We start from the raw sequence: 16,349 nt of genomic DNA, 5'->3' as shown, positions 1-16,349 counted from the left end.
CACTGAAAATAGAGACGCGATATATCGCGTCTCTACAAATTTATTCAACTTTGCCAATCTTCAGACTTTGCCGAAACGGCGATCGCGCTGTTGATAGGCACACAAAGCCCGGTGAAACTCCGCCCGGTCAAAATCAGGCCACAGCGTTTCTGTGATATAGAGTTCCGCATAAGCTAATTGCCACAGCAGGAAGTTCGAGAGGCGCATTTCCCCGCTGGTGCGAATCAGCAGGTCGGGATCGCCAACTTTGGCAGTATAGAGGTGGCGTGAAAACAAAGCTTCATCAATTTCATTAGGCTGTAAAATACCTTCCTGCACCTGAGTCGCGATCGCTCGACAAGCTTGCAGAATTTCCTGGCGTCCCCCATAATTAGTTGCCACAGTAAACTGAATGCTGGCATTGTGCTGAGTTTCAGCCATTGACCGCTCAATTTCTACCTGGAGACTTCGCGGTAAATCGGCTAAATTTCCCATAAAGTTGATTCGCACATTCTCCTGCACCATTTCCCGGAGTTCCTGCCGCAACACCCCCTCAAACAAGGTCATTAAAAAATCAACCTCTTCCAGCGGTCGTTTCCAATTTTCCGTAGAAAACGCATAAGCAGTCAGCGCTGGAATTCCCCAATCCTTACAGCAGCGCAGTAAATCCTTCAGCGCATAGACCCCCCGCCGATGACCCATAATTCGAGGTAGCCCTTGGCGTTTGGCCCATCGACCATTTCCATCCATGATTACTGCCACATGTTTGGGCAGGCGGTCTCGATCGAGGTCAGCAGGCAAATTTTGTAAGACAGTTGATTTTGAAGTCATTTCTTGTCACGAGAACCCGGTGGTGGAAGACGAAGCAAACGCGAAACCAGTGCCTTTCCCCGATCGCTAATCTGACGTCCCAAACTGCGTAGACCGGGGGCGACGGCCCTCTCTTCGCTTGACGTGGAGAATCGCGTCTCTAAGAGTTCTTTCAGTTTACTGCTGGTTAGGGGGCGATTCAGTCCCCCCCTCTCCGCTAAAGAAATAGAGCCGGTTTCTTCAGATACAACGATACATAGGCAATTTTCGACCCGCTCCGTAATTCCCATTGCTGCCCGGTGCCGCGTCCCCAGCTGTCGCGATGCCGTCCGCTCAGAAAGGGGCAAAATCACCCCAGCGGCAACAATGCGGGAGCCACTAATGAATATTGCGCCGTCGTGCAGGAGCGTAGATGTTTGAAAGATAGTTTGTAGGATTTCCTTAGAAACCTCAGCATTTAATTTGACGCCTTGAACGGAAAAATCCCGCTCATCAATTGGCCCGGTCGTTTCCAGTACGATCAAAGCACCCGTGCGGTTTTGAGACAATTCTTTGACCGCATCCACAATTTCATCAATAACACTATCTGCTTTGGGAATCGCTCGTCGGGAGGGTTGCAGCAACTGCATCAGTTCTCCCCTGCCCAATTGTTCCAGAAACCGACGAAATTCTGACTGGAAAATGACAGCCATCGCCACAGCCGAGCCAACTACCAACTTTTCCAGAACAAAACTCAACAGTACCAGCCCCAGGCGATTACTCACGGCTGAGGCTAGCATTAAGACAATCAAACCCCGTACCATCCACAATGTGCGACGCTCCCCGATAAAGAGTAGCACCAGATACGTGAGGATGAGAACTAAAACAATATCAATGCTTTGAAGCAACAAGGTCGAAGTTCCGGGAGGGTCTTGACCGGGACCCAAATTCATTGAACCTTATCAGATTTGCTGAAGTTTGCTGGATACGGGCGAGTTTAAGGGCAGAAGGCAAGAATGTAAAAAGCAAGGAGAGCAGTTAGCTATTGGCTTGAATTAACTGTTTAGAGTCTAAATCTAGTGTACCTGTGGTTACGTCCCAGCTAAACAGTTAATAGCTAATTACTGCTTCTATTTTTTACTTTCTTTTTCCCTTAAAGCTCGATTTTAGCTGAAGCGCCCCCTTGGGTAGTAGCGAATTAGGTAGTGAGTCGTAGGATTTTCCGATAACTGACATCTTCCATCAATCGACTATATAAGCGGTTTTCCATTGCGTTCAACACACATGGTAAGAGCGTTTGCGTGAGCTGTGCGCCCCTACATAGCCCTCATGCTCTTTGACATGAGGGCTATGTATATGTATTCCCCTGCCCCCCTTGACGAAAGGGGAGAAAAGCCTCCCTCCTTTGAGTGAGAAGAGACTAAGCGGCAGGGATTTTAGTTGACCGCATTGGTGCAAAAAATTCCCAATCTAACTAACTACTAATCGCTCAGGGAGACGATCCTGCCGAATTACATCCTGGTAGGTTTCCCTCTGCAAAATCAGATTAGCTTCTCCTCGACCTACTAAAACCGCTGCTGGACGAGACAGGCGATTGTAATTAGAAGCCATGCTGTAATTGTAGGCACCTGTGTCCATGACGACGAGAATATCTCCCGGCTCAGTTTTCGGTAGCGATGCTTCTTTGATCAGAATGTCTCCAGATTCGCAGTGTTTACCGGCAAGGGTGACAGTTTCTGTCAAGGGTGCCGACATCCGGTTGGCAACAACGGCTCGATACAGGGATTGGTAGGTGATGGGACGGGGATTGTCAGACATTCCGCCATCAACGGATAGGTAGGTGCGGATGTCTGGAACGACCTTTGATGAGCCTACGGTGTAGGCGGTGACGCAGGCAGTCCCAATGAGCGATCGCCCTGGTTCGCACAATAATTTAGGTAAGGGGATTTGTTGGGATTGGCAGGCTGCGGTAATGGCATCGCTGACAGTTTTTACCCACTCGTCAATACTGGGAGGATCGTCTGATTCGGTGTAACGAATTCCTAAGCCACCCCCGACATTTAACTCTTTGACGGGCAATCCATTGGTGGCTGCTTTTTTAAACCACTCCACCAAAACCCCTGCGAGATCGTGATGGGGTTGGCGCTCAAAGATTTGGGAACCGATATGGGCGTGCAACCCGATACAATCTAAAGTTGACTGCTGGCTGATAAAAGCAAAGACTTCCTCTAATTGGTTAGGATCGAAGCCAAATTTGCTATCGAGGTGTCCGGTGCGGATGTATTCGTGAGTGTGACATTCAATGCCAGGGGTGAACCGCAGCATGATCCGGATTTTGGATTTTGGATGATTAGAGGGGTTAACCTCTGATTCCTTAGGCGCTTGTCCCGATTCCAAAGCCACGAGGGTGCGTAGCTCTAACCAGTTGTCCACTACAACCGTGCAGCCGGTTTCAACCGCTAGAGTCAGTTCTTCACGGGATTTGTTATTGCCGTGAAAATAAATTTTGTCGGGACTGACGCCAGCTTGCAGCGCCGTGTAGAGTTCGCCGCCAGAGACGACATCGATCCCCAAGCCTTCACTCGCAGCGATCGCGCAAACGGCTAGACAACTCCAGGCTTTAGAAGCATACAGTACCTGAGATTCACCGCCATAATAGCGGCTTAAACCATCCCGATATTGACGACAAGCTGTCCGCAGCGTTTCTTCGTCCAAAATATAAAGGGGCGAACCAAATTGCTGCACGAGTTTCGTGACGTCACAACCACCAATTTCCAGGCAGTCGCGGCTGTTAACCCCAGACGTCAGGGGCAAAAGTTCCTGATTGGGTGAGCGATCTACACTGACGTGATGATTTGCGTCTGTACGGGTTGTAGGCGTAAGCGGTAAATATTGCCGTCCAGAATTTTGAACCCCGACTGGTTGAGTCGATAACATGATCTAATAGTTGTCCTTGGATGCTTAACAGGCGTGAATGCGTCTTGTTTTTCAGTCTACAATTGAAAACTGTGACTTTTTTGCAACTTCAGCCGCTGACAGCAGAGCAGCTCTTGGCGGTAGTGGAACTAGACCAACTGTGTTTTGGTCAACTCTGGACTCTAGACGGTTACAAGCGAGAGTTAGAAAGTCCCAATAGTGACTTGCTAGTTATAGAAGAATTTAGCGGCAAGGAACCAGAGGTAATCGGTCAATCCACTCAGTACGTGGGGGAAAACGCCGCCCCGACTGCATTGAGTCCGGAAGGAGCTCCGCCTCTAGAGCGATCGCTCGTGGGCATCGGATGTCTCTGGGCAATCTTAGAGGAGGCACACATTACGATTTTGGGAGTACATCCCAACTATCGGGGTCAGGGCTTGGGGCAGGCACTGCTTTATGCCTTGCTCAAAAAAGCCTGGAAGCGCCGGTTGGAGTGGGCAACGCTGGAGGTGAGAGCATCGAATCGACCTGCCCAGTCTCTCTACGAGAAATTTGGGTTTCAGGAAGTTGGTAGGCGTCGGCGCTATTACAAAGATACGGGCGAAGATGCTTTGATTTTGTGGCGTAGCGGTCTTCAAGCACCCGAATTTCCGCAAACCTTAAGCGACTGGCATTCCTCAATTGGCGATCGCTTCCGTTACTCTCATCGGCAGTTCTTGGAAGCCGATGAAGTTCAAGAATAGAAGGTTGACGGTTATAAGGTTCGGTTATAAGGTTGTAGGGGACATGGTGGTTCAACTGGCGTTTTTTGCCAATGTGTCAATTTACTCACTTTTTTGCCCCGTCAATTTTCTAACTTTAGATAGTAGCGAGAGACTAGCGATCGCTGAGTTCTACTAACAAAGTCAGAAAAATCTCGCGGGATAGATTTCATCTATCTTCAATGTGACAGCCGGATAAAAACCCTATGCTAGAATCACCATTACAGGCACGCAGCAGGGGAAACGAAATCCGCCATGTTTGAACGCTTCACAGAAAAAGCCATTAAGGTAATCATGCTGGCCCAGGAAGAAGCTCGTCGCCTGGGACACAACTTCGTCGGTACGGAGCAGATCCTCCTGGGTCTAATTGGAGAAGGAACCGGCGTCGCCGCCAAAGTCCTGAAATCTATGGGCGTCAACCTCAAGGATGCTCGGATTGAGGTGGAAAAAATTATCGGTCGTGGTTCTGGCTTTGTGGCGGTAGAAATTCCGTTCACCCCCAGAGCCAAGCGCGTCCTGGAGTTATCTCTAGAAGAAGCTCGCCAACTAGGGCATAACTACATAGGGACGGAACACCTGCTACTGGGTCTGATCCGAGAAGGAGAAGGGGTTGCCGCCAGAGTGTTGGAAAACCTAGGGGTTGACCTCACGAAAGTGCGGACGCAAGTGATTAGAATGCTGGGAGAGACGGCAGAAGTCTCTGCGGGGCAAAGTAGCGGACGCACCAAGACCCCGACATTAGATGAGTTTGGCTCTAACCTGACCCAGATGGCATCAGAAGGCAAACTCGATCCAGTCGTCGGTCGGGCGAAAGAAATCGAACGGGTCATCCAAATCCTGGGACGCCGCACGAAGAACAACCCAGTGCTGATTGGGGAACCCGGAGTTGGTAAGACAGCGATCGCTGAAGGGTTGGCGAGTCGCATCGCAAACAACGATGTACCGGACATCTTGGAAGAAAAGCGCGTAGTCACGCTGGATATTGGCTTGCTGGTAGCGGGCACCAAATACCGGGGTGAATTTGAAGAGCGCTTAAAGAAAATTATGGATGAAATCCGCAGCGCCGGAAATGTCATCCTAGTAATCGACGAAGTTCACACCCTAATTGGTGCAGGTGCCGCAGAAGGTGCCATCGACGCGGCAAACATCCTGAAACCCGCCTTGGCGAGAGGGGAATTGCAGTGCATCGGTGCAACCACACTAGATGAGTACCGCAAGCACATCGAGCGGGATGCCGCCCTAGAGCGTAGATTCCAGCCGGTGATGGTGGGTGAGCCGACGGTTGCCGAAACTATTGAGATTTTATATGGATTGCGCGAACGTTACGAGCAACACCACAAGCTAAAAATCTCCGATACAGCCGTGGAAGCTGCTGCCAAGCTTTCAGATCGTTATATTTCCGACCGCTACTTGCCGGATAAAGCGATTGACCTGATTGATGAAGCCGGAAGCCGCGTGCGCCTGCTCAACTCTCAGTTGCCCCCCGCAGCGAAGGAATTGGATAAAGAACTGCGTCAGGTTCTCAAGGATAAGGATGACGCAGTCCGCAGTCAAGACTTCGACCGGGCAGGAGAACTGCGCGATCGCGAAATGGAAATCAAAGCCGAAATTCGCGCGATCGCTCAAAGCAAAAAGACCGAATCCGACAAACGCGATGATGTTTCCCCCGTCGTTACCGAGGAAGACATTGCCCACATTGTCGCCTCTTGGACTGGAGTGCCGGTGAACAAGCTCACCGAATCCGAATCCGAGAAGCTGCTGCACATGGAAGACACGCTGCATAATCGGCTGATCGGTCAAGAAGAAGCCGTCAAAGCAGTTTCCAGAGCCATTCGTCGGGCACGGGTCGGCTTAAAGAACCCCAACCGACCAATTGCCAGCTTTGTCTTCTCAGGGCCGACGGGTGTAGGTAAGACGGAACTCGCAAAGTCTTTGGCTACTTACTTCTTCGGTTCGGAAGAAGCGATGATTCGCTTAGATATGTCCGAATACATGGAGCGCCACACGGTTTCCAAACTGATTGGTTCGCCTCCAGGCTATGTCGGTTACAACGAAGGCGGTCAGCTCACCGAAGCAGTACGTCGTCGTCCTTACACCGTGGTGCTATTCGACGAAATCGAAAAAGCCCACCCGGATGTATTCAATATGCTGCTGCAAATCTTGGAAGACGGTCGCCTGACCGATGCCAAGGGACGCACGGTAGACTTCAAGAACACGCTGTTGATTCTTACCTCCAACATCGGTTCTAAGGTGATTGAGAAAGGTGGCACAGGGCTTGGCTTCTTCGATACCCAAGAGAACGAAGCAGAGGCACAATACACCCGCATTCGCTCGCTGGTGAACGAAGAACTGAAGCAATACTTCCGCCCAGAGTTCTTAAACCGTCTCGATGAGATCATCGTCTTCCGCCAATTGACGAAGGACGAGGTGAAGGAAATCGCCGACATCATGCTCAAAGAGGTGATCGGACGGTTGAGCGAACAGGGAATTATCTTAGAAGTTACGGAACGCTTCAAGGATCGTCTGGTGGAAGAAGGATATAACCCCAGCTATGGTGCCCGTCCGCTGCGTCGCGCCATCATGCGCCTGTTAGAGGATAGCTTGGCGGAAGAAATCCTCAGCGGTCGCGTCTCAGATGGAGACACGGCAATTGTGGATGTCGATGAAACCACGAAGGAAGTGAAAGTGCTGCAAGGTCAGAAGCGAGAATTACTTCCCCAAGCGGCTGAAAGTTAAAGATTAAAAATTAAAAATGAATTTGTCATGATTCATTTTTAATTTTTAGTGTTATACGGTAGAGAAGCAATAGTTTCTCTACCGTTTTTGTATGTAGCGGGCGTTTGATTAGAGTATTGCCTAATTTCAAGAAAGCTGAAAAATCAACAATAAACTTCTTGCAAAAATACCGAACTTTTAATTTTCAAACACAGATGAACTCAGATGTAGAAGCGAAGCGGCTTCCCGTTCCCCGCCGAAAGATAGGGTAAGCTTTCGGAATATCTAATGAAAGCAAAAATTCTATTGAAAAAGAGTTGTCCATTTTTAATACAAGCATTTTTAATTTGTAATTGATTACCGTGTCTTACCTTGCCCGCATTCTGGTTTATCCAATCAAATCTCTAGATGGTGTTTCCGTTACTAAAGCAACCATCCTTAAAAGTGGTGCATTACAGTATGACCGAGAGTTTGCTATCTGTGACGCTCAAGGTCAATTCGTGAATGCCAAGCGCAATCCGAAAGTTCACTTACTGCGGACTTCTTTTGACATTGATACGGATACTGAGAAGATTACTCGTGTTTGCTTAGAAGTCCAAGGAACAGAACAAACCCACATTTTTCACATCAATCGGGAACGGACTGAACTAGAAGCTTGGTTGAGCGACTATTTCGACTTTCCCGTAAAACTCTGCCAGAACTTAGTCTCTGGCTTTCCAGATGATACCAATGCCTCCGGGCCAACAGTCATCAGTACCGCCACGCTGGAGACAGTTGCCTCCTGGTTTCCTCCTCTGACGGGGGATGAATTGCGGCGACGCCTGCGGGCAAATCTGGAAATTGGGGGCGTCCCGGCATTTTGGGAAGATCGGCTGTTTGGGGCGGAAGAGGATGTGGTGCCGTTTCTGGTGCGAGATGTGCAGATAAATGGGGTCAATCCCTGTCAGCGTTGTGTGGTGCCGACACGAGACTCTCTAAGGGGTGAGGTTTACCCTAATTTTCAAAAATTATTTGTGCAAGCGCGGAAAGAAACTTTGCCCAGTTGGGTAGACTCATCTCGATTCAATCACTTTTACCGACTCTCGGTAAACACGCGCATCCCTGAATCGGAAGCCGGTAATATTTTACAGGTGGGAGACGAAGTGGAAATTCAAACACTTAAAAACTAAAAATTAGAGATTATATGGCAGAGACAGGAAACAAAGATCAACAGCATCCCCTCCAAGGACGCGATCGCCAACTCGTTAACAGCCTCTTAACCGGGGAAATGAATGATTTCAATCTGGCGGAACTCGCCCGTCTACGCATTCGTTATCGTGGCTTTCCAGGGGCAAGGGAGATTCAACAAGACCTGGATATGATTCTCCGCCAGTGGAACTTGACAGAAGATGCACTCTTTGAAAAAACTCGTCAGATTCATGCCACAAGTATTGTCTATAAAAGTCGCAGCAAGCGGCAAGATGAAGAAGATTGGAATTAGCGTGCTAGAGCAAATCTCGTTTGGATACAGTATCTTTAAAACCCAAATGTTTTTGCGCGAATGCTTCACCCCTACATAATTCCAACAGGTGTAGGTGATGCATTGCCTTGTAAGGACGAGGAATCATTGAAAGCCTCTCTCCTTCCAGGCGAGAGCATGGAACTGAGGCTTGCTAATTCTTATTTTCAGAGTCAGCTAGTGGCTGAATAGATTCTTCCTCCCAGTAAGCAGAAGGTAACGCCTTTCCCATTGGTTCGCGCTGTACAGACTTTAACTGCTTCTTTTGGGCGATGGGTGTCAAGGAAGGCGATGCAAGGGGGAGCAAAGAATTATTCTGCTGCGTTCCGATCCCGGTTCCCTGATTGACTGCTGGCAATCCAGGTTCTAGAACCTCAGCCACTTGAACTTGCTGCTGTAGGTCTTCTGTCGAAGACACCAAATTGCTGAGTCCATTCACCAAATTTCGCAAATTGTTACGGAAAGCTTCATCTCCTGTCAAATCATCCAGGTCAGATGTAATTTTCTGAGCATTTTCAAACGTCATCCGCGCTGAGTCTAAAGTTTGTTGCAATACAACCAAATTCGTTGGACTGTTAAGAGCGGTGGAAAGATCGCGAAAGTTAGCAGATGCTTGCGCTGCATTGATGGACGCCTGCGCCGCATTTGCAGACACGAGTTCTAAGTTACGCCGTAGTTGTCCACCTCCAAACTGGTTGACTTGCCCTGTTAGGTTACTTGCACTCAGGCGCAGCTGTTCGCTGGCTTGGCTAAAGTTGTTCAAGGTACTGACGAGAGTCGAGCGGTTGCCTACGACCAGACTATTCATATTATCGACGAGCCGATTTACCTGGGTGGCAGTCCCGCTATATTGATTCGCGGTCCTAGAAATCTGATTGGCTGCCAAAGCAACTTGATTGCTGGTTTGATTGGCAGCACTCGTCACTGAATTGGCTGCGACTGAGAAGTTTTTAATTTCTTGTTGCACTGAGCGACTCAAACCTGTGAGTTCGCGGGTAAGTTGAGATACCCCAACGGCGGCGACGCTGGTATTTTTAGCAACTGAGTTGAGGTTGGCAAAGAATACGGGGTCGCTGTAGAGATTGGCGATGCGGGTAGTGCTGCGAAGCAGTTCGTCAAAACTGACACCAATTTGACCTTGCACGCGATCCTCGTCACAAACAATCAGGCTAGACTGGCATTGCGGATCGAGCGGATTCGCTACCTTCGCGTCTGGCTGGAAGGGCTTCAGGGGAGTAATGTCAATCGAAGTTTCGCTGAGCAGACCGGATTGATTGGCTTCAACGACGACATCACGCGGAATCAGTAAGTCAGCCGGTGCAATTTCCATCACCACATCGACGCCATTCGAGCCTGGGTTGATGGCGGTAATTTTCCCAACATTGACGCCGCGATAGCGGACGGGTGCGCCAGCTTGCATCCCGCCAGCATTGACAAATTCTGCCACGACTGTGTAGCTACGGCTACCGGGGTTCATCCCGCGTATCCACAAAATCAGACCCCCAAACAAGAAAAGGGACAGCAGGATTAACAAACCGACGGAGCCTTCTCGAACCGTTCGCGATCGCATCTGTTCTCCTCATACCATTAACAATTAAGAATTAAAAATGCTTACATTAAAAATTCTGCCTTTTTTAATTTTTAATTTTTAATTGATTTTAGCCGATGACGTGAATTGGGCCGGTTACACTTCCACTAAAAAATTGTTGAACGATAGGATTTTGGGTGGTATCAATCTCGCTGACGGCACCTTCCCACTGTACCTGTCCCTGATAGAGAAATACCACTCGGTCAGCAGTGCGGCGAATGGTGCTTTCTTGGTGCGTCACCATGACATAACTGCTACAACTGTCTGGTATTTGCTGCAACTGACGAACTAAATCTTCAATCACTGTGGAAGCAATGGGGTCAAGACCAGCAGTAGGCTCATCATAGAGTAAAACTTCTGGGTTGTCTTGGGGATGGTCTGGATTGGACATAATTGCACGGGCGAAGCTCACCCGCTTTCGCATTCCACCCGATAATTGCGAGGGGTAGCGATCGCTAACCCCTGGCAACCCAACCATCTCTAGCTTTTCCTCCACCAATTCTCGTATCCGCCGACGTGACAGTTTAGAACGCTGAAACAGCAGAAAGCCGACATTCTCTTCCACCGTCAGCGAATCGAATAAAGCCGCTTGTTGGAACACCATCCCAATTCCAAGGGGATCTTCGGCATCTTCGATTAAGCCGCGACGTCGCTTTCCCAGGATATAAACTTCACCAGAATCAGGAGCCAGAAGTCCCGCAATAATCCGCAAAATCGTCGATTTACCAGTCCCGGAGGGGCCAATAATTGCCAGCGCATCGTCCCGATAAATTGTCAGATCGACCCCATCTAAGATGACATTGTTGCCAAAGGATTTAGAAATTCCCTTTAGTTCGATGAGTGGCTCTGCCATAGAAAGATTGGGGATTGGTAAAAAGTTTTGAGTTTTGAGTTTTGAATTAAAGAACTCTTTTATAACTCAAAATTCAACGCTCATAAATTAAAATTTTTAATTTTAATTTATGGGCGTTGAATCGAAAAACTCTCTAATCACTCAACACTCAACACACTCTCAGTCCTGATTACCGAACACCCTGACGAACTCCATTCGCTGTAGCTGTGTTGGTTTCTGCTGAGGACGCTTCCAGTCCAAAGACGCGACCAAACACTTTTTCCACCTTGTAGCCGGAATCAATGGACTCCAAGGGGTCTTTGCGGAGCCGGTGACGCAGACACAGGGTGATGACGCGGTGGATATCGTCTACGGTGACTTCAGTGCGTCCTTCTAGGGCAGCGATCGCGCGAGCGGCTCGGTTCGTAACCATATCGCCCCGTAAGCCGTCTACATCCAACTCCGAACAAACTTCGGAGATTTTCACCCGCAAGTCATAGTCCATCGTCACCGAGGACAGGCGTTCTTGAGCGCTGACGAGCTTTTGTTGCAATGCTTGTTGCTGCGGAAGATATTTTTCCAGAAACTTCGGGGGATTTTGGTCAAACTCAGCCCGTTGCTCTACAATTTCCACTCGCAGCGCCGGTTCCTTCACCGTGCGAATTTCTGCGTGCATTCCAAAGCGGTCGAGCAGTTGAGGTCGCAGTTCGCCTTCTTCCGGGTTGCCGGAACCGACTAGAACAAATCTCGCCGGGTGACGGATGGAAATTCCTTCCCGTTCGACGGTGTTCCAGCCGCTTGCCGCTGAGTCGAGCAGCACATCGACTAGGTGGTCGTCAAGTAGGTTGACTTCATCCACATAGAGAATGCCCCGGTTGGCTTTCGCGAGGAGTCCGGGTTCAAAAGCTCTGACTCCTTGGGATAAAGCTTTTTCAATGTCAATAGTGCCGCAGACGCGGTCTTCTGTCGCACCGAGCGGCAGGTCAACCATCGTCACTTTTTTGTGGGCGACGGGAATTTCTTCCTGTTTCGCCAAGCGATCGCGCACGCTGTCGCTCATCAAATCGGGGTCTCTTGGATGACTATTAAACGGGTCATCGGCAACGACTTCGATTTCTGGCAACAGGTCAGCCAAAGCCCGGATCGTGGTGGATTTGCCCGTTCCGCGATCGCCCATAATCATCACGCCGCCAATGTAGGGGTCAATCACATTCAGCAGCAAGGCCAGTTTCATCTCTTCCTGACCCACGATAGCAGTGAAAGGAAAAACGACACGGCGTGCCGTAGGGGACGCTGAGGCTGTCGGACTCACAGAATTGTTACCCATCTTATTATTCACCGCCTTTCATTGTGCCACTTTTCGCTTCATCCGAACCGAAAATTCCGAATCCATTGAAGATGAGTGAATTCAGAATTTTGCCAAACGCATGGGTTCAATTTTTCTGAAGCGATCGCATTTTTTAGGCAAATCTTCATCTAAAACATTTTTCAAACGATGTCAATCCCCCTGCACCTGTAGCACCCACATCCTGACTACCGCCTGACTACCGGATGATGTTTACGCGGGAGCGCTAGGAAGCCGTTTCAACTCCTGTAGCACCTCTGTAGCTGACTGGTAACGAGTCACAAAGTGGAAGTGCACCATCTTATCCAAAATCTCGGCAAATTCGTCTCGCACTGAGGCAAATTCGCGCCAATTGATGTTGCCGGTGTTCCGGTCAGTTTCCAGCTTGCTCGGTGGTATCCCCGTCACTGCCTCCACCCCAATCATGCCCAAGGCATAGATATCACTGCTGAACCTAGGGTGTCCGTCGTATTGCTCAGCTGGAGTATAACCACGGGTGCCGATAGCAATCGTGCGGTTTTCCTGTTCGCTTTCTTCTTGGGGCTGAATCTGTTTCACGGCCCCAAAGTCAATTAAAACTAAGCGACCGTCTTTTTCTCGGCGAATAATATTACTCGGCTTAATATCCCGGTGGATGACTTGGTTTTCATGGATAAATACCAGAATTTCCAGCACCCCGCACAGGATTTCCACCACTTGCGCTTCCGGTAGGCGCTTATCTATCAATAGTTCATCCGTGAGCGGATGACCTTTAATAAATTCTTCAATTAAATAGAATTCTTCGTTTTCTTCAAAATAGGCAAGTAACTGCGGAATCTGAGAATGGTGCCCCAAGCTTTCCAGAATGGCGGCTTCTGTAAAAAATAGCCGTTTTGCCAATTTCAAGAATTTTTCATCCCGAAGCGCAGGCATTAAATGCTTAACCGCACACTGGGGCTTACCAGGTCGCATGGTATCTTCGGCTAAATACGTATGACCAAACCCGCCCGAAGCCAGAGGTCGAAGAATCTTGTAGCGTCCCATCAATAGAGATGGTCGCAGGGAGTCGCCGTACTTTACGGGAGAGGAATCTAATAATCGCTGGCGCTCCAGTCGCTCAGGTTCTGTAATTACATCTAAGCTAGGCTGCCACGGCTGAGTCTCATCATCATCATCATAATCATCGCGATTAGGCAGAACTGATAGGGGAGCTGGCGCGATCGCAGTTGCTACCTCCTCAATCTCAGATTCCTGATTTTTCTGTTGGAGAAGTGCTTGCATCTGCGCCAGGTTGAATTGCTGTTCCTGAACCAGAAGCGCGATTTTTTTCTGATTTTGTTCGGCTTGGTGAGAGCTATAAGCCACGACACCGGCAGCCGTACCCACCAACGCGATCGCAGAGGGAACCACTGGCACCCATCCCGCCTGGGTAAACAGCACCCAACACGTCCCAAACAGGACACCCAGCGCGGCTCCCTGTCCCAGTAACAAGTGCCCTGGATGCCGCAGCCGCAAAGCCATCAACCCGCCAGTTACAGACCAACCCAATACCCACAAAGCTTCTCCCCAATCCGACCAGAACCAAAATAAACGACGCCCATCCAGGACAGCACTGAGCATCTGGCTTACCAGATGGGCATGAGTGACAACTCCAGGCATTTTCCGATTTCCCTTCTGTGCGCCACTGTAGGGAGTATAGAAGGCGTCATCAATACTGGAAGCAGTAACCCCGATGAGAACGATGCGGTCTTTTACCCAGCTAGGGTCAAACTGACCGTTGAGGACTTGACTCATCGTTACCTGGTTAAAAGGGCGATTGGCAGAGCGGTAATTGATGAGGATTTGGTACCCCCGTGCATCCAGACCTTGATATCCTCCATCATTAGGCTCCAGAGGTTTGAAGACAGTGTTGTTCCAACGGAGAGGTGGGGTGTCTGAAGCAACGATTCCTTCTTTTTCCAAGTAACGTTGAACCAGTTGGAAGCTAAAGGAGTTCGGGTTAGGACAAGGCTTGTGAGCGGAGGGAGAGACAAATAACAAACCCCGACGGATAACGCCATCAGAATCAGTCCTCCCGATATCGGCAAAGCCAGCCTGGTCATCAGCAATATTGGGTGGTGGTGGAGTGCCAGGACCTTCCGACTCTTTGACGGCACACACCGGAACGATGCGGCGATCGCTACTCATCAGCTTGGAGAATGCCGCATGACCTGGTTCTACTGGCAAATCGCGATAAATATCTAGCCCGACAGTACGCGGCTCGTTTGCCAGCAGTTTTGCCAGCATCTGATGCATTCGTTCGTCAGACAGGGGATATTGCTTGTAGGTTTGGATGTCTGCTTCGGTGACAGCGACCACCAAGATCCGGGGATCTGGCTCTTCGGCTGGTCGTAACCGCATCATCTGGTCATAAGCACCTAGTTCCAGCGTCTCCAGCAGACCTTGTTGCCGGACTCCCAGCACTAAGAGGGAGACCACCACACTGACCACAAGTGCTGGTTGTCCCAAGATTAAGGCAGCAGTGCGTCTTAGGTGCGATCGCACTGTATGGAAATTCCCCTTTGAAAGCCGATCTATCACAGGAACGTTGTCAGGTTAGAAAGTAAAAAGCTTAATTAAAAGGTTGGAATGGTTAAAACTTACCGATCTTAACAAGCGATCGCTACGACGTATGGGAATACTTACAGCGTACAAATTTGCTTGCGTTACCCTAGCCCTGCTGTCCGATAACAGCCTGCTTTTGCCACTTCAAGCCTGCATGGCTTTTAGAAATAAATGCCTCCTGTCCCTATTTGCATTCTAGTGTTCGTAACTGACTGTGAGTATCGCTCTGCCGTTTCGATCGCTCGGTTATTTTCCTTTAGTCTTTTGTCACTCTAGTCCTTCTTTACCATACTTAAGTCTTGGTGGTAACTTTCTTAAGTGGTTATTTTGCGTGTTCTTTCGCTTGAGGTACATTCATCGCTAGTTTCGGTGTTGGCAGATTCTTTAGCAATTGAGCGTGCGAGGGGAGAGACGGCAAAGTTGGTAGTAGACAGTAGAAAAATAGACTCATTGCTTCTAGTTTTTCCTCTAAAAGAAGGATTTTTAAGCTAAAATCGGTCGCATTGCTAGGAATAATGAGAATTTTTGTCTGCTCCTGAATTCGGATTTTTTATTAGACGTTAATCTATACTCTCTTCTGGCTTTGTTGACGGCTAAGCTTTTTACAGTTTCAATTTAATAATTCAGCCAATATTGAAACAAAATTAACAATTAAAAATAATTTCCTTGGAGCTATAAGCGTATTTTATAAAAATAATCCTACCTATTTTGTCCTCATGCAGGCAGATAAGATTCACGCTCCTCAATTCTCTTGATTTCAGCGCCAAGCTGGCTTTCTCCCCAATAGTTTGGAGAGGACTGCGATAAATGGTAGTCAATCGGGCAAAATGTTAATTTTCGCAGGTTCCAGCTACTTAAATTGATTCGCACTCACTTCAGACTTTCCGGTTGGGTTTCGCACAAAGACGAAACCCAACACCTCCCTTAGTTTTTGTTGGGTCACTCTCTCTTGAAGACTCCGTCTACATGACCTCAAACCAACCTACAATGATAGATAAGCTGGGTGAGAGGATTTATTAATCCGTGTCCGATGCTTCAGAGCGAATTAGGTGTACGTTTTGTTCCCAATTAACCCCATCAAAAGGCACAATGCGAAAGCGAGACACCACATCCTCATCCAGACAACGCACGTTGACATCAATAGATTCGGGATGGGAACGGGGACGATAAAAAGGGTGAATCCCACAAATACGGCAGAAGGTGTGCTTAGCAACACCCGTGTTGAAGGTGTAGGTTGTCAATAAGTCTGCACCGCTTAGCAAGGTAAAACGTTCGGACGGCACAATTAGATGTAAAAATCCCTTCTTCCTACAGATGGAACAGTTGCAGTCATCTGCCTTATG

12 protein-coding genes are annotated in these 16,349 nt (G+C 48.8%); 4 read left to right on the top strand and 8 right to left on the bottom strand.

The genetic code is table 11. The features are described from left to right. Positions 1-60: 60 nt before the first annotated feature. The 3 genes from NDA06_RS06940 to lysA all read right to left on the bottom strand — a co-directional run bounded on the left by NDA06_RS06940 (position 61) and on the right by lysA (position 3,705). Positions 61-810, bottom strand: coding sequence for an isoprenyl transferase (locus NDA06_RS06940; protein WP_190985181.1), 750 nt, complete (start codon positions 808-810; stop codon positions 61-63). Then, complete coding sequence (gene cdaA, locus NDA06_RS06935) at positions 807-1,721, bottom strand: diadenylate cyclase CdaA (protein WP_190412044.1); 915 nt, start codon at positions 1,719-1,721, stop codon at positions 807-809. The genes NDA06_RS06940 and cdaA overlap by 4 nt, the downstream gene beginning before the upstream one ends. A 517-nt stretch (positions 1,722-2,238) precedes the next feature. Continuing rightward, entirely contained in the window at positions 2,239-3,705 is a 1,467-nt protein-coding gene (gene lysA / locus NDA06_RS06930; RefSeq protein ID WP_190985182.1) for a diaminopimelate decarboxylase, read from the bottom strand. Between the two features lie 71 nt (positions 3,706-3,776). Between lysA and rimI the strand changes: the two genes are divergently transcribed. From rimI to NDA06_RS06910, 4 genes are all read left to right on the top strand, one after another. Further along, entirely contained in the window at positions 3,777-4,427 is a 651-nt protein-coding gene (gene rimI, locus NDA06_RS06925; RefSeq protein WP_347277014.1) for a ribosomal protein S18-alanine N-acetyltransferase, read from the top strand. Between the two features lie 273 nt (positions 4,428-4,700). Next, positions 4,701-7,181 (top strand): ATP-dependent Clp protease ATP-binding subunit, encoded by a 2,481-nt coding sequence (locus tag NDA06_RS06920; protein ID WP_190438830.1) that lies wholly within the window; start codon positions 4,701-4,703, stop codon positions 7,179-7,181. Between the two features lie 341 nt (positions 7,182-7,522). Next, a complete protein-coding gene (locus NDA06_RS06915) occupies positions 7,523-8,329 on the top strand; it encodes an MOSC N-terminal beta barrel domain-containing protein (RefSeq protein WP_190985184.1) in 807 nt (268 codons plus the stop codon). Between the two features lie 14 nt (positions 8,330-8,343). Next, entirely contained in the window at positions 8,344-8,640 is a 297-nt protein-coding gene (locus NDA06_RS06910) for a DUF3288 family protein (RefSeq protein WP_190412039.1), read from the top strand. A gap of 172 nt (positions 8,641-8,812) precedes the next feature. Here NDA06_RS06910 and NDA06_RS06905 read toward each other — a convergent pair whose 3' ends face one another. The 5 genes from NDA06_RS06905 to NDA06_RS06885 all read right to left on the bottom strand — a co-directional run. After that, a complete protein-coding gene (locus NDA06_RS06905; RefSeq protein ID WP_190985185.1) occupies positions 8,813-10,228 on the bottom strand; it encodes an MlaD family protein in 1,416 nt (471 codons plus the stop codon). Positions 10,229-10,316: 88 nt separating this feature from the next. Further along, positions 10,317-11,099, bottom strand: coding sequence for an ABC transporter ATP-binding protein (locus tag NDA06_RS06900; protein WP_190412037.1), 783 nt, complete (start codon positions 11,097-11,099; stop codon positions 10,317-10,319). 169 nt (positions 11,100-11,268) lie between these two features. Then, positions 11,269-12,390 carry a magnesium chelatase ATPase subunit I gene (gene bchI / locus NDA06_RS06895; RefSeq protein WP_190531894.1) on the bottom strand — a complete coding sequence of 374 codons (1,122 nt, stop codon included), beginning with the start codon at positions 12,388-12,390 and terminating at the stop codon, positions 11,269-11,271. 246 nt (positions 12,391-12,636) lie between these two features. After that, positions 12,637-14,982: a CHASE2 domain-containing serine/threonine-protein kinase gene (locus NDA06_RS06890; protein WP_199324008.1), complete on the bottom strand. Its 2,346-nt coding sequence runs from the start codon at positions 14,980-14,982 to the stop codon at positions 12,637-12,639. A gap of 1,040 nt (positions 14,983-16,022) precedes the next feature. Beyond that, on the bottom strand, positions 16,023-16,349 hold a 327-nt coding region (locus tag NDA06_RS06885; protein WP_348251698.1), incomplete at its 5' end, for a GFA family protein.

Origin of the sequence: Trichocoleus sp. ST-U1 (assembly GCF_039961835.1) — a bacterium.
GTDB lineage: Bacteria > Cyanobacteriota > Cyanobacteriia > Cyanobacteriales > FACHB-T130 > FACHB-T130.
This window is presented reverse-complemented; position numbering and strand designations above follow the sequence as displayed.

Excerpts from the sequence above, each read along its gene's own strand:
- NDA06_RS06940 (WP_190985181.1), bottom strand. The coding sequence starts at position 810 with ATGACTTCAAAATCAACTGTCTTACAAAATTTGCCTGCTGACCTCGAT.
- cdaA (WP_190412044.1), bottom strand. The coding sequence starts at position 1,721 with ATGAATTTGGGTCCCGGTCAAGACCCTCCCGGAACTTCGACCTTGTTG.
- lysA (WP_190985182.1), bottom strand. The coding sequence starts at position 3,705 with ATGTTATCGACTCAACCAGTCGGGGTTCAAAATTCTGGACGGCAATAT.
- NDA06_RS06920 (WP_190438830.1), top strand. The coding sequence starts at position 4,701 with ATGTTTGAACGCTTCACAGAAAAAGCCATTAAGGTAATCATGCTGGCC.
- NDA06_RS06910 (WP_190412039.1), top strand. The coding sequence starts at position 8,344 with ATGGCAGAGACAGGAAACAAAGATCAACAGCATCCCCTCCAAGGACGC.
- NDA06_RS06905 (WP_190985185.1), bottom strand. The coding sequence starts at position 10,228 with ATGCGATCGCGAACGGTTCGAGAAGGCTCCGTCGGTTTGTTAATCCTG.
- NDA06_RS06900 (WP_190412037.1), bottom strand. The coding sequence starts at position 11,099 with ATGGCAGAGCCACTCATCGAACTAAAGGGAATTTCTAAATCCTTTGGC.